Annotated in this window: 12 protein-coding genes; 1 reads left to right on the plus strand and 11 read right to left on the minus strand. The window is 68.6% G+C overall.

The annotated features are described in order from the left end of the window. Positions 1 to 325: 325 nt before the first annotated feature. The 10 genes from ADY01_RS41225 to ADY01_RS40185 form a co-directional block, all read right to left on the minus strand. A complete protein-coding gene (locus ADY01_RS41225; protein ID WP_049564506.1) occupies positions 326 to 4,078 on the minus strand; it encodes a hypothetical protein in 3,753 nt (1,250 codons plus the stop codon). Positions 4,079 to 4,147: 69 nt separating this feature from the next. Then, positions 4,148 to 4,927: a hypothetical protein gene (locus ADY01_RS01910; RefSeq protein WP_049564503.1), complete on the minus strand. Its 780-nt coding sequence runs from the start codon at positions 4,925 to 4,927 to the stop codon at positions 4,148 to 4,150. A gap of 311 nt (positions 4,928 to 5,238) precedes the next feature. Then, a complete protein-coding gene (locus ADY01_RS01915) occupies positions 5,239 to 5,607 on the minus strand; it encodes a hypothetical protein (protein WP_159000896.1) in 369 nt (122 codons plus the stop codon). Positions 5,608 to 5,733: 126 nt separating this feature from the next. Beyond that, positions 5,734 to 6,105 carry a DUF5958 family protein gene (locus ADY01_RS38795; RefSeq protein WP_159000894.1) on the minus strand — a complete coding sequence of 124 codons (372 nt, stop codon included), beginning with the start codon at positions 6,103 to 6,105 and terminating at the stop codon, positions 5,734 to 5,736. Between the two features lie 137 nt (positions 6,106 to 6,242). Next, positions 6,243 to 6,608: a hypothetical protein gene (locus ADY01_RS01920; RefSeq protein WP_049564500.1), complete on the minus strand. Its 366-nt coding sequence runs from the start codon at positions 6,606 to 6,608 to the stop codon at positions 6,243 to 6,245. Next, a complete protein-coding gene (locus ADY01_RS37840) occupies positions 6,598 to 7,119 on the minus strand; it encodes a hypothetical protein (protein WP_159000892.1) in 522 nt (173 codons plus the stop codon). The genes ADY01_RS01920 and ADY01_RS37840 overlap by 11 nt, the downstream gene beginning before the upstream one ends. Positions 7,120 to 7,161: 42 nt before the next feature. After that, the gene (locus tag ADY01_RS38800; protein WP_159000890.1) at positions 7,162 to 7,410 is read right to left on the minus strand and encodes a hypothetical protein; all 249 of its coding nucleotides are present in this window, start codon (positions 7,408 to 7,410) and stop codon (positions 7,162 to 7,164) included. Between the two features lie 196 nt (positions 7,411 to 7,606). Further along, on the minus strand, positions 7,607 to 7,927 hold the full coding sequence (locus ADY01_RS38805; RefSeq protein WP_049564497.1) for a hypothetical protein: 321 nt from the start codon (positions 7,925 to 7,927) through the stop codon (positions 7,607 to 7,609). A gap of 3 nt (positions 7,928 to 7,930) precedes the next feature. Beyond that, positions 7,931 to 10,366 carry an RHS repeat-associated core domain-containing protein gene (locus tag ADY01_RS40180; protein WP_234319999.1) on the minus strand — a complete coding sequence of 812 codons (2,436 nt, stop codon included), beginning with the start codon at positions 10,364 to 10,366 and terminating at the stop codon, positions 7,931 to 7,933. Positions 10,367 to 10,743: 377 nt separating this feature from the next. Further along, complete coding sequence (locus ADY01_RS40185; RefSeq protein WP_234319995.1) at positions 10,744 to 11,496, minus strand: hypothetical protein; 753 nt, start codon at positions 11,494 to 11,496, stop codon at positions 10,744 to 10,746. A gap of 61 nt (positions 11,497 to 11,557) precedes the next feature. On the opposite strand from ADY01_RS40185, the gene ADY01_RS40190 reads away from it, so the two are divergent. Then, complete coding sequence (locus ADY01_RS40190; RefSeq protein WP_234319993.1) at positions 11,558 to 11,758, plus strand: hypothetical protein; 201 nt, start codon at positions 11,558 to 11,560, stop codon at positions 11,756 to 11,758. Positions 11,759 to 11,933: 175 nt separating this feature from the next. Here the strand turns inward: ADY01_RS40190 and ADY01_RS01935 are convergent, their stop codons facing one another. Further along, on the minus strand, positions 11,934 to 12,098 hold the full coding sequence (locus ADY01_RS01935; RefSeq protein ID WP_159000888.1) for a hypothetical protein: 165 nt from the start codon (positions 12,096 to 12,098) through the stop codon (positions 11,934 to 11,936). Positions 12,099 to 12,658: the final 560 nt, after the last annotated feature.

A 12,658-nucleotide genomic window follows, 5' to 3' on the forward strand; every position in this document is an offset into this window, starting at 1 on the left:
GCGCCCCCCGGCCGTGTCAGTGCCGGGCCGGAAAGCGCGTTCCTTGTGGTGCGATGCCTAGATATAGGCGCAAATGAGTTGTCCAGCACGTGGGTGCGGCCGTGGACAAACAACGGTCGTCCGGGGGCGGTGAGGGGGCGTCCCCGGCGTGCGCCGGATCCGGAGGCGGGGGTCGTTGAGCTGTGCGCTCGCGAGCTGCGGCAGTCGTGGGCGGCCGCCGGGGCGGGTTGCCGGGAGTTGTTCGGACGTGCGCGCTTCTCGCCGACGGCGCGGACGGTGGAGCTCGACCAGCGGGCCCACGCTCGGCGGCTTCGTACGGGCCAGCTTAGGGATGAGGGCTTCCGAGTCCGGGTGCGGGTGCAGGTGCGGGTGCCGTGGCCTGGGCGATGCGCTGGTCGGCCAGCGTCAGGATCCGTTCGGGGGAGGCGCACGTGTCGCAGTGCCACAGCCGGACGGTGCCGTCTCCGTGCGTGGTGACCAGTCGCCCGTCGTCGGGCTGGAACGCGAGGCCCTCGACGGAGGCGGCGAAGCCGGTCAGGACGACTGGTTCCGCGGTGTCCGCCATGGCCTCGACGGCCTCGGCGTCCCAGACGCGTACGGTGCCGTCCTTGCCGGTGCTGGCGATCCAGCGCCCCTCGGGGCTGATCGCTATGTTCCACACGAACCCCTGGTGCCCGCGCAGGACCAGCGGCCGGCCGGTGCCGGTGGTGTCCCACACGCGCACCGTTCCGTCGTCACCGGCGCTCACGACGCGCTGCCCGTCCGGGGTGAACGCCACGGCGAACGGCAGTCCCCCGTGTCCGCGCAGGATCAGCGGGTCCGCGCCGCCGGCGAGGTCCCACACCCGTACCGTGCCGTCCTCGCCGCTGGTGACCAGGCGTCGCCCGTCGGGGCTGAACGCCACGTCCCACGCGTAGCCCCGGTGTCCGCGCAGGATCCGTGGCTCGCCGGCATCGGCGGCGTCCCACACCCGGACCGCTCCGTCGTCGCCGGTCGTCGCGACACGCCGCCCGTCGGCGCTGAGGGCGACGGACCACGCGGATCCCCCGTGTCCGCGCAGGAGGCGGGGGCCGTCGGACCCGGCGGTGTCCCAGACGCGCACGGTGTCGTCCTCGCCCGCGGCGGCCACCCGCCGGCCGGGGGAGTCGGTGGCGACGCTGAGCACCGGCCCGCCGTGCCCGCGCAGCAGCAGGGGGTCCGAACGGCCGTCGGCGTCCCAGACGCGGACGGTGCCGTCGGCCCCGCCGCTGACGACGCGCCGCCCGTCCGCGCTGAGCGCGGCGGTCCACGCCTCGCCCGTGTGGCGGCCCAGCGTTAGGGGTCGCCCCGGGCCCCGGGGGTCCCAGACGCGGACGGTTCCGTCGTCGCCGGCGCTGGCCAGCCGCGTGCCGTCCGGGCTGAAGGCGGCGGCCCAGACCGTTTCCCGGTGGCCACGCAGCACGAGGGGCGGGCTGCGGCCGTCCGCGTTCCACACCCGGACGGTGCCGTCGTCGCTGGTGGTGGCGAGGAGATGACCGTCCGGGCCGAAGGCGAGCCCCTCGACGGTGCCGTCGTGGTCGCGCAACACGACGGGGGCGCGCTCCTCTTCCGTGTCCCACACCCGGGCCGTGCCATCGATGCTGGCGCTGGCAAGCAGCGTGCCGTCCGGGCTGAACGCCAGCGTCTTCACCGCGTCCTCGTGGCCGCGCAGGACCCGCGGCTCGCCCCGTCCCGACACGTCCCATATCCGGATGGTGCGGTCGTGGCCGCTGCTCGCCAGGTGCCGCCCGTCCGGGCTGAACGCGACGCCCACCGCGGGGCCGCGATGGCCGCGCAGCACCAGCGGCTCGCCCTGCCCGGACGCGTTCCACACCCGGACGGTGCCGTCGTCGCCGGCGCCGGCCAGCCGCGTGCCGTCCGGGCTGAACGCCACGTTCCACACGGGCCCGCGGTGTCCGCGCAGCACGAGCGGCTCGCCGCCGCCGAGGTCCCAGACGCGAACCGTGCCGTCGAGTCCCGCCGTGGCCAGGCGCGTGCCGTCCGGGCTGAAGGCCGGGGACCACGCCTCCGTGCCGTGGCCGCGCAGCACGAGCGAAGGCGCGTCGGAGACGGCGCCACCCGATAAGCGGGACACCCGGACGGTGCCCTCGGAGTCGGTGTCGGCCAGCCGCGTGCCGTCCGGGCTGATCGCCACCCCGAGCACCCGCTCTCGTCCCCCCGACACGACCGCGAGCATCCGGTCGTCCGCCACGGCCTGCCGCAGCGCCGCGTCGGCCTGCGCGGTCGGTGAGACCCGGTAGGCGCGCAGGGCGGTCCGCAGGCCACGTTCCGGGTCGACCTGCAACTGCCCGCGGGCTTCGGCCGCCAGCTGCCGGGAGTGCGCCACGCGCCGTTCCCTCGCGGCCTGATCCGCCTGCACCGCGGCCACCCCCGCCAGGACGCTCACCACCAGGAGCACCGTGCCGAGCCCGGTCACGGTCAGCCGCACCCGCCGCCGCTCGGCCGTGCGCTCGGCGGCCTCACGGACGCGCGAGGCTTCGAGGAACGCGGACTCCCGCGCGTTGAGCCGGTCGAGCGGGCGGCTCCTCCACCCGGCGAGGCGCACCCCGCGGTACAGCAGCGCCTCGTCCTCCCCGTGCAGGTGCCATTCGGCCGCGGAATCGGTCAGCCGACGGTGGGCGCGGAGCAGATCCCGGTCCTCGGCCAGCCAGGCGGCAAGCCGCGGCCAGTTCCGGATCAACGCCTCGTGGGCGACGGTCACCGTGTCCTCGTCGGCGGTCACCAGCCGGGCCGCGATCAACCGGTCCAGCACGGCGGCCACCGCGCGGCCCTCCGTTCCGCCCAGGAACTCCGCGCGAGGGGCCCGTCGGCGGGTGTCCTCGGTGCCGTCGCCCGGCGCGGTCAGCCGGAGGAACAGCGCCGCCGCGACGCGCCGTTGCTCCGCGTCGAAGTTGCCGTACACGCGCTCGGCGCTCTGCGCGATGGCCCCGCGCACGCCGCCGGCCGCCCGGTACCCGGCCGGTGTCAGGGCGACGCCCCTGCGCCGGCGCCAGGTCTCCCGCAGCGCGTGGGAGACCAGCGGGAGAGCGCCCGGCTGGCCGTGGGCGTCGGCCACGACGGCCTCCACCAGCTCCGCTTCGACCCTGATCCCGGCGCGCCCGGCGGGCCCCGTGACCACGCTGCGCAGATCCTCCTCGTTCATCGGCCCGACCAGCATGTGGTGGCCGTCCAGGACGGCCACCAGCCCGGCGTGCTCCGCGCAGCGGGCGTAGAAGTCGGCCCGCACCCCGAGGACCACCCGGCCGCGCGGCTCCTGAGCGGCGGCGACGAGGCAGTCGATGAACCGGTCGCGTTCCTGCTGGTCGCGACAGAGCGTGAAGACCTCCTCGAACTGGTCGACAACGATCAGTACACGGGCCTTCTCGGACCGCTCGGCGAGCACCTGCCGCAGCACGAGACGGATGCCGTCCGGCTCGGCCCGGAGCGCGCCGTGCAGCGAACTCGCCGCCACCCCGCCGAGGTTGGCCAGGCGGATCGCCAGCTCCTCCAGGGGACGCGCGCCGGGAACCAGCAGCGCGGTCGGCCAGGCCCCGCCCTCCGCGGCGGTGGCGTTCGCGACGGCGGGCAGCAGGCCCGCCCGCAGGACCGACGACTTGCCCGCTCCCGACGCGCCGAACACCGCGAGGAACGCGGTGCTCTCAAGCCGGGCACACAGCCGGGCCACCAGCCGCTCGCGCCCGAAGAACCACTCCGCGTCTCCCGGTTCGAACGTCGCCAGCCCCAGATACGGCGCGTCCGCCGCGGGCGGCGGGTCCTCGTCCGGCGATTCGGCGTGCTGCGCGGCCGCCAGCTTCCGCCACCGCTCCTCCCAGTCCGTGACGTCGCCCCCGCAGGCCCTCACGTAGGCGAGGGTGACCTCCAGACTCGGCAGCCGATGGCCGGCGGCGGCCTCCGACAGCGCCGTCACCGAGAAGTGCGCACGTCGGGACAACGCCCGGTAGCTCACCTTTCCGGCGGCCACCCGTAACTGCCGCAGGTCGAAGGCGAACCGCTCAACGGGCCCCGCCTCCGGATCCAGTGCACGCTCGGGACGTCCCATCACTGCCCCCCCCCAGGCAACCATTGCTTGTCCACACCCGCGCACACGTGCTGGACAACCCGTCCGTGACTATACCTGCGGCCGGCACCAACCACGCTTGCCATTCCGGGAATTCGGCTGCGGAAAGCACCCACGACGGGACAGGGGAAAGCGGTGATGCGCATGCGCCGGAAGGTCGCGGGAATCGCCGCTCGCACTCACCACGGCCACTTCGGCGAGTGCGTACGACAGGGTCACCGAGAGGTAGGGCTTCGCGTCGATCACTTTGTCAACTGTCGCGTAGTGCCTCCAGCTCGCCGCGAGCGAGGATGAACGGTGGCCTGCGGCCTTGCCAGCCTTCGGTGGTGGCGCTGACGAGTCCGGCCGGGGGGCGGCCTGCGCCATGGTCCGGGGCGCGGTTGGTGATGTCGTCCAGGAGCAGGGTGATGAGCCAGGCCAGGGCTCGGGGTCCGCCGCCGAAGACGGGTCAGCCGTGATCTCACAGGCCTTGGGAAAATGCTGAGCGGCCCCCAGTTCCTTGCCCAGGCGCGTGCACTGGGCCGCCGGCACGTCGCGGCGGGCCAGGCTCATCCTCCAGCCGTCACGCAGAATCTTTTCGGCGATATCGTCCGGCCTGCGCGGCATCAGTGGCCGGGCTGCGAGAGCGATCGCGTCGACGTCGTCGCTGGCGTCCACGTACTCGGCGATCTGCCGACGAGCTTCCTCGGCGGCCGACCACACGGGAGACCGGGCGGGCGCCCCCAGGATCTTCTGCAGCCGCCGCCAAGTCGTCCCGTACTGCTTGTCCGGCGCGGCGGCGTCGATGGCCTCCAGGCTCGGGCCCCATGGGATGTTGTAGTCGGCCTCCACGACCGCCAGCGCGGCCGCGTCATCCGCGAGTTCGTTCAGGAGGTGTCCGCTTGGCCCCGCCCGCGGGGTTGTTCCGGCACTTCAAGCACCGTCCGAAGGTGATCGAGCGGCAGGGGCCGTTGACGAGCACCGCAGGGGCACCGTCCCAATCTGGGGCCGTGCAGACCGTCGGCAATCGTCGCGCCAGGCCGGATCATGTCGGCCAGCTCCGAGGTGACGAGTTCGCCACCATGCGAAAAATTCGGCGACCAAGCCAGGTGGCAGCGCCTGACCGACCTAACTGAACACCAGAGGGTGCTTCACGGTGCTCTTCAGCCCGGATCACCTGCTGATGCGATATCACGTACCAGCGCATTCGCCAGCGACACCGCCTGCTCCTTGAAGAACCCAACGCGCGTGAAAAACTCCTGTTCGGTGCGAATTTCCACCACAGCAGTGACCAGCGCGGAGAAAAGGACATGCACTTCCGCCGCCGATAGCATCACTTCGCATCCAGATAGTTTCTCGCGCACCTGGTCCAGCCTTGCGCGGTCGACCCCGGTACGCAACATGGAGGCGATATTTCCACCCGTGCGGTCCTTGACGAACAAGAGCGTCTCTCGAACCAGGTCACGTTGCGGCTCTGTGAAGCGGACCAGGTAATGTTGCCCCTCCCGCATGACGCGCAGACTTGCTTTCACGGCATCACGTACCTTCCGCTGGTCGCGAAAGCGTCCTCACTATATCTGAAACCATGGATCATATATGAGTTCTCGATAATCAAAACCCCTCGAGTCTGATCATAGGCGACACGTGAGCCTGTCCGACTATCCACGTGAGTCATGCGCCCCCATTTGTTCGAGAATCGGTTCTTGAACAATCAACACCGCCGAGGTCATTGTCGACTTGACGCCTGATCGCAGTAGTCCCTCACGTGCGTCATTTACCGTGGCATGGGCCTGCATGGAGTAGCGAACAACCTCCTGCAGTACCGCCCGTTGCTGAACTTGCTCCAGCGAAGAGAACCAGGCCATAGCGTTTTCCAAACTGCGGAATCCTTGAGCAACCTCATTGATGATCTGCTCTGATGCTCGCAAGTGCCCACCTGCTCCGGGGCTCGAATACGACGTACGGCCTATTTCTATGTTCCACGCCAGCACATGGTAGGTGTGGGTGCCCTCCGCGGTGAGGTTGTGCACGGCAGCGGCCGTGGTCGCGTGGTCGACGGCGGCGACGATCGCGCCGCTATGAATCGCCGGCGCTCAGATTTCGCTCATCCTCAGCGATGAGGGTCTCACTCCCCCTCGTTCTCCATCCCAACCCTGGCGAGAATCTGTCAACGCCCCACGTACAGCATGGGGTTCACCAGGCGAAACCGGGGAAACACGACGACCCTGAGCTCGCATGCGAAACCAGGAACGTTCACTTCCAGAACAATGCCACGCTCTCCGCCCCGGGAGTACAGAAGAATTCGATCGACCTGCTCACGATAGATCTCGATTTCACATTCGCCCATCGACTCCCTGGTCAACCGTACCGACCGCGCCCCAATATCGAAGCTCAGCGCCACGGAATCGTCGGCATCGCCTATGGAGGTCTCGACTCGCCATACGTCCGGATCATGCTCCGTCGGCTCCGGGGCAGATCCGAAGACCTCGATGAATTCGAGGTCTCCCGGAACCTCCATGACATCACCTGCCATAGCCCCGTCCTCCAATAGGGATCATCGTGGTGAGCCTCGCTCCGCTGCCAGTCATTTCAAAATTAGCGCGAATCAAGAGAGCGCCGCGCGGTCCATAGAGGAGCGACTCCGTCCGCACGTTCGTGAGTCCAGTTCTCGGATTCACATGAGAATCCACGACTCCACTCCTCATCGCCTCGTTGAAGTGCTCGGTGAGGATCTCGTGCCCGGCAGCGTTGTCACGGATTCCGATCGACTCCAACCGATAAGCATTCCGTGTCGGTCTCTCCGCATTGTGCGGATTAGAGTCAACATGTCCGAAGAAGTAATCCCACTTGCCGTCGTCAATGGTCACGCCGCAGTTGCTGTTGTGAGCGAGGATCGGAGTCCCGCCGACGAGCACATAGTACGTGTGGACGCCTTCGACGGTGAGGTTGTGGACCGTCGCCGTTGTGGTGGTGGTTCGAGTGGTGGTGACGGTTACTTCCATTCCTGACGGCGCGAGAGGGGGCAACACCAACCAGAGGAACATCAATGTCACCCCTCGCCCCCCGCCCTCCATCAGCACTGCCCATCACGGGTTTTGCACGATGGCCTGCGCGGTTCCAATAAGCCACACAATGAATTCTGCTGAAATCTCTGAGATATGAGGATTAATGCTAACCATAGCCTCAGCCCAACCTCCGCCCTCAGGGATGATGATTGCGACATGGGCTCCAACTTCGAACCTTCCAGGGTCACGGAATTCAATCACACGCTCGCCGGATGACACGTCATCGATTTCTGTGATCTCGATGATCCGATTCCCGAGATTTCGATTCACGATAGAGCCATGACTCCCCATTAATCCAAACCTTTCCCTGCACGCTCACCACGAGCCGCAGCCCCCGGAGGCGCCCCAAGCCATAGATCAACTGACTGATCGAACTCGACGTTCCTGCTGTCGGCGTTCCCCCTGGGCACGATGACCGAACGCCGCCCGAACATCCCAGTGAAGCAAAGGCCCTCAAGCGATATCCTTACCCCGCTTCGGAACCGCTTGAAACCCAAACAATCACTTTCTGGAGCTCCGATTCCATTCGATCTCCGCCGACATCGGACAGATACGTCTCCCTAGGGGAGGGGTCGCGGCCGTAGTCAATGACCGAAACCTGCACCTCACCCGAGTTCCAGACAGTAAAGTGACACCCCCTATCCCTTCTCTGTAGGTAGACAGCGAAGGATTCCTTTCCTGCACGCCTCGGCCCGCTGAACAGCTCCAGAGTAAAACCAGATTCTTCGAGCTGCTTGCGCACCTTCTCGATCCGCGCCTCGAGTATCCCAGTCAAGGAAATAGTCATTTCCTATCGACAATCCTTATATTTCCGAAAGCAGGCAATCTCTGGCGGCGGTAGACCATTCCGGGCGTTCAGCCTTGAGTAAAGAGGATGGCGAGGGCCAGGTATTTGCGCCCACCCAGGCTCGCCAGCGGGTTTCAGGCACGAGCATGGAAGATCGAACTCCGCATAGATCGTCCCTGGTGCGGCCTGCCTTCGATAGGCATCGGAATTAGCCGGACTGGCTACATAGGTCGAAGCACCACCACGGCCTGCCTGAACCTGTCCCGTATCCCCCATCGCTCGATATTCATCTTCCGACATCCACCGCCCCACAGTGCAATTGCTGTCGTGCACCAGGACCGGCGTCGCCCCCGCGTGCACAGAGTACGTGTGGAGTTCTTCGACGGTGAGGTCGTAGGTGCGGGCGGTGTCGTTGTAGGTGAGGGCGGCGGTGACTTCGGTGGTGGTGCCGTCGGGGGTGCGGAATTGGGCGCCGGGGGTGAGGTCGGTGGCGTTGGTCCAGGTGTCGGTGGCCTCGTCCCGGAACGGGTGGTGGGCGGTGGCGATGATCTCGCTCTCGTCACCGTCGGCGCCGGTCACGGAGACGCGGGTGTACTCCTTGTCGGAGTCCGTGATGATCGTGGCCACCACGCGCCGCGGCTTGGTCTCGCCCGTCTCCGGGTCGGTCGCCAGGATCTCGTCGCCGACCTCCAGATCGTCGATGTCCCTGCGGGTGCCGTCCGCCATCAGCACCTCGGTGCCGGACAGGAACGAGTGCCGCGCACAACTCCCCATGGTGTTCTCAGCCTGACGCGCGGCGCCGATGATGTCATCGCCATAACGCAGCGCCAGCGCCGCCGTTCGGCCACTGCCGCCCGTGGCGATGGTGAGAACCGTCATGGCGCACGCCATCGCGTCGCCCTGCGTGATGCGGGCCCACCCGTCACTGATGCCGGTCACATCGGCCGCGATACTCAGACCCGTCTGCCACCACGACTGGTTCTGCTGCGCCGCGGCGGCAGCGGCCATCTGCTCCGCCAGCCGCACGGCAGCCAGATACTCCGCACGCCGGTCGTTCTGCGCCTGAAGCATCTGCTGGGCCGCCGTACCCGAGCAGCCCGGATCGTTGCGGCAGCTCCGGGAGTTACTCTGCTGCTCACCCACCCACCGCGGGGCCGGGGTGCCACCGCTGGCGCCGGTCTGGCGCCCGTAGTTCTTCCCGTAGTCGACGTCCGTGACGTCGCCCTGGCTGTTGTGACTGCATGTGTACTGGCCCGACCAGCACTCCCGCAGCATCGTCCCCAGCGGATCGGCGACCGTGACCGGGCTGTTCCCCCCGTACTGGTACGCGTTCAACTGCTGCGGGTCCGCGGTGACCAGCACCGGGTCGGGGGAGACGAACCGGCCCAACGCCGGGTCGTACTCCCGGGCCCCGAGATGGGTCAGGCCGGTGCCGTCGGCTATGCCGCCGACGAAACCCCGGCTGCCCGGCCAGGATTCCGGCTGCTGCCCCCGGATCTGGCCGAAGGGAGCGGTCCGGCGCTGGGAGATGGTCAACGAGGTCGCGTCGATGGCGAGTTGGCCGGTGCCATGGTGGTCGGCCAGGGTGAAGCTGACCGATCCGTCGTCGGCGATCACCGCCATATGGCCGCCGCCGAGGTCGACATACCGGGTCGCCTCCGCGGTGGTGGAGCCCGTGGCCTGGGTGACCTCGGTGCTGCCGAGGTAGAGCGTCGTCCCCGACTCGGAACGGGAGATCAGCCGGTTGCCGTCCGCGTCGTACAGGTACTCCGTCACCGAGCCGTCCGCCTCCTCGACGGAGGCGAGACGGCCCTCGGCGTCCCAGGACAGTTCCTGCTCATCGCCGCCGAGTTGACGGCTGGCGGTGTTCCCGGCCTCGTCGTAGCCGTACTGTTCGAGCGAGGTCACATCGGGCGTCCGCTGCGTCACCGAGGTGACAGCGTTGGGCCGCGCCGCGCCCGGCTCGGGGTAGTCGTAGGCGCGTTCGGTGTCCTGTTCGTGCAGGGTTTCGGTGAGGCGGTTGCCCGCCAGGTCGTAGGAGTAGGAGTGCCAGTACGGCGCGGGCCCGCCGACGGCGGCGTCCGAAGGCTCGGACGCGCAGGTACGCGGGGCCTGCGACCACGCCTCGGTCAGACGGCGCACATGGTCGTACTGGAAGCACTGCACGTCCGTGCCGGTGCGTGAGACATCGGCGATGGACAGGACATTGCCCGCATCGTCGTACGCGTAGGTCTCGTCGCGGTCGTTCTCATCCTGCAGCCAGCGCTGGACGGAAGTGGAGGCCAGCCGCTGGGTGCCCCGCTCGTAGAAGTTCGTCCCACGGGCCACGGCCGCGCCCCGACTGGAGAAGTCGAACGTGGCGGGCTTGCCGGTGAGCGTGTGGGTCAGGTCGACAGCGGCGCCACCCGTGGCAGCCGTCCTGAGGAGGCGGAGTGTCACGTCATCGTAGGTGCGGTCGACGGTTTCGGCCGGCAGACCGCCAGCCTCCGGCAAGCCGGTGGACCGGACCAGCCCCGAAGGCAGGAACGTGGTCGTGGACTGGTAGGTGTCGGCCAGCGCGCCTTCCGCGTCCGGAATGGTGACCTGGCTGCGCGTCGCACGGTAGAGCCGGTCGTAGGAGACGACTTCGCTGGTGTACGCCTCGGCCTCGTCGTAGCGGGTGGACCTTGCCAGATGGCCGCGGGCACCGGAGACGGTGTCGTAGACCCATTCCGCCCGCAGCTCACCCGCCGCGTCCCCTTCGCGCAGCTCGGTTTGCCGCCCCAGCCCGTCATAGACATGGGCGAGGGTGATGCCACGGGCACCGGCACGCGTGGTCAGCTCACCGCGGTCGTTGTATGTGCTGGTTGTCCGGCCGGCGTCGGGATCGGTGGTCTCGACCGTGCGGCCGAGTTGGTCATAGGCGAACGTCCAGTCGTTACCGGCCGCGTCGGTGACCGTCTCGATCTGCCCGGCCGGGGTGTGGGCGTAGGTGGTGGTGTCGAAGTCGGTGTCCGGTGAACGTTCGCGATGCTGACGCAGTTCGACCGCGCGGCCACGGGCGTCGGAGATGGTCGTGGTGGCGGGGCGCCCTCGGGCGGAATCACCGTCACGCGGTCGCCGCGGTAGCTGGTCGTCGTGGTGGCGAGCACCTCGCCGCCATCGCTGTCCCCCGCGACCTGAACGCTCTCTGTCTCGCGGCCGAGCGCGTCGTAGGCGTGCCGGGTCTGTGTCTGCACGTTCGCGAGGTCTGTGGGCTTGAAGACCTCCGGCGCGGGGTCTCCTTCGGCGAAGTAGGAGGCGAACGTCTGGCGGACGAGACCTCGTTCGTCGTAGAAGGTGTCGCTCAGGAGCATCCCGTCCTCCGGTCCCGGCTGCTGGGTCTGCCGTGCGCGCAGCAGCCCGTCGTAGAGGGTGTAGGAGGTGGAGGTCTGCCCGCCGGAGTTGTTCAGCGCGCGGCTGCCGACGCTGACTGGGTGGCCCTCCTCGACGCGGTAGGTGAACTCGAAGCTGGGGGCCTGGGCGGTACGCCGGTCGGGGAGCCAGACGCGCGCCGAGCGGCCGAGCGCGTCGTAGGACTGCACCGTCACGTTGCCGTTGGCGTCCGTGGTCTGGGTGGGCAGGCCGCGCCGGGGGTCGAGAGTTGTGGTCGTGGACAGCGCGCTCGCCGCGTCGTCCGGATCGGCACGCGGTGTGGTCTCGGTGATGGTGGTGGGGAAGCCCGTGGCGGGGCTGTGGACGGTGGTCGTGGTGCGGCCGTCGGTACGGGCGGTGCGGGTCAGGGCCGAGCCGGTGACGCTGACATCGGCCGTCAGATCGGTGGCGGTGAGCTGGCGGCCGCAGTCGTCGTAGGTGGTGCCGGAGTCCTCCGCGTGCGGGCGGGGGTGCTCGACAGTTGGATCGGCCTTGACGGCCCTCGGGATTCGTCGTTCCCGCGTACCAGAAGCCGCGGCGCGGCCTCGGCGCTTGTTGACGGAGGGCCGGGGCGCGCATAAGGCTCGCGTTGTCCCGGCGGTGGGAGGGTGCGTTATCGCGGGGTGCTGTCGGGGTCGTCGTCTCCCGTGGGGAGACGGGCTTCCTCGCCCATGGCTCGGCAGGCCTGCTCGTACCAGTCGACCGGGACGATGACCGCCTGCGGGTCCTGGTAGCGCACGGCCTGGATGTGTTCGCGGCCGTACTGGACTCGGCCCATCACCTTCACGATGTTCTTCCGCAGTCCCCCAGACAGAACCACTCATCCCGCCCCTCATCGCCGTCCGGCGCTCCGTCCGCCGCACCGGAGACACCAAGACCCACCGATCCCGCAGAACCCTCGCCCTCCCCACCCGCCGCGCCACCGCCCTCACCTGGCGGGACACCGGGCTCGTCTCCACCACCACCACGGGCACCCCCATGGACGCCGCGCCTCCCGATGCCCCCTCGCCACCATCGACGGCATCGACCCCGCGGAATGGACACCACGCGAGGGGCGACCCACCTTCGTGTCCGTCCCCTCGGACGACGGCATCACCACCGACAAGATCACCCCCCTCGTCGGCCACACCAGCACAACCACCACAGAGAGGATCCATCGAAAGCAGATCGACCCCTCATCCAGACCGGCGCCACCGCCACAGCAGTCACTCAGATAGTCACTCACCCACACCACAGAGGCCGCCTCCCCTACGGGAGACGGCCTCTGACCTGTGGAGCTAAGGAGAATTGAACTCCTGACCTCTTGCATGCCATACAATCCCACCCCCTACTCACCAG

The organism is Streptomyces sp. SBT349, assembly GCF_001083795.1.
Classification (GTDB): domain Bacteria; phylum Actinomycetota; class Actinomycetes; order Streptomycetales; family Streptomycetaceae; genus Streptomyces.

Coding starts and splice junctions, on each gene's coding strand:
- ADY01_RS41225 (WP_049564506.1), bottom strand. CDS start 4,078: ATGGGACGTCCCGAGCGTGCACTGGATCCGGAGGCGGGGCCCGTTGAG.
- ADY01_RS01920 (WP_049564500.1), bottom strand. CDS start 6,608: ATGGCAGGTGATGTCATGGAGGTTCCGGGAGACCTCGAATTCATCGAG.
- ADY01_RS37840 (WP_159000892.1), bottom strand. CDS start 7,119: ATGTTCCTCTGGTTGGTGTTGCCCCCTCTCGCGCCGTCAGGAATGGAA.
- ADY01_RS38805 (WP_049564497.1), bottom strand. CDS start 7,927: ATGACTATTTCCTTGACTGGGATACTCGAGGCGCGGATCGAGAAGGTG.
- ADY01_RS01935 (WP_159000888.1), bottom strand. CDS start 12,098: ATGGGCCGAGTCCAGTACGGCCGCGAACACATCCAGGCCGTGCGCTAC.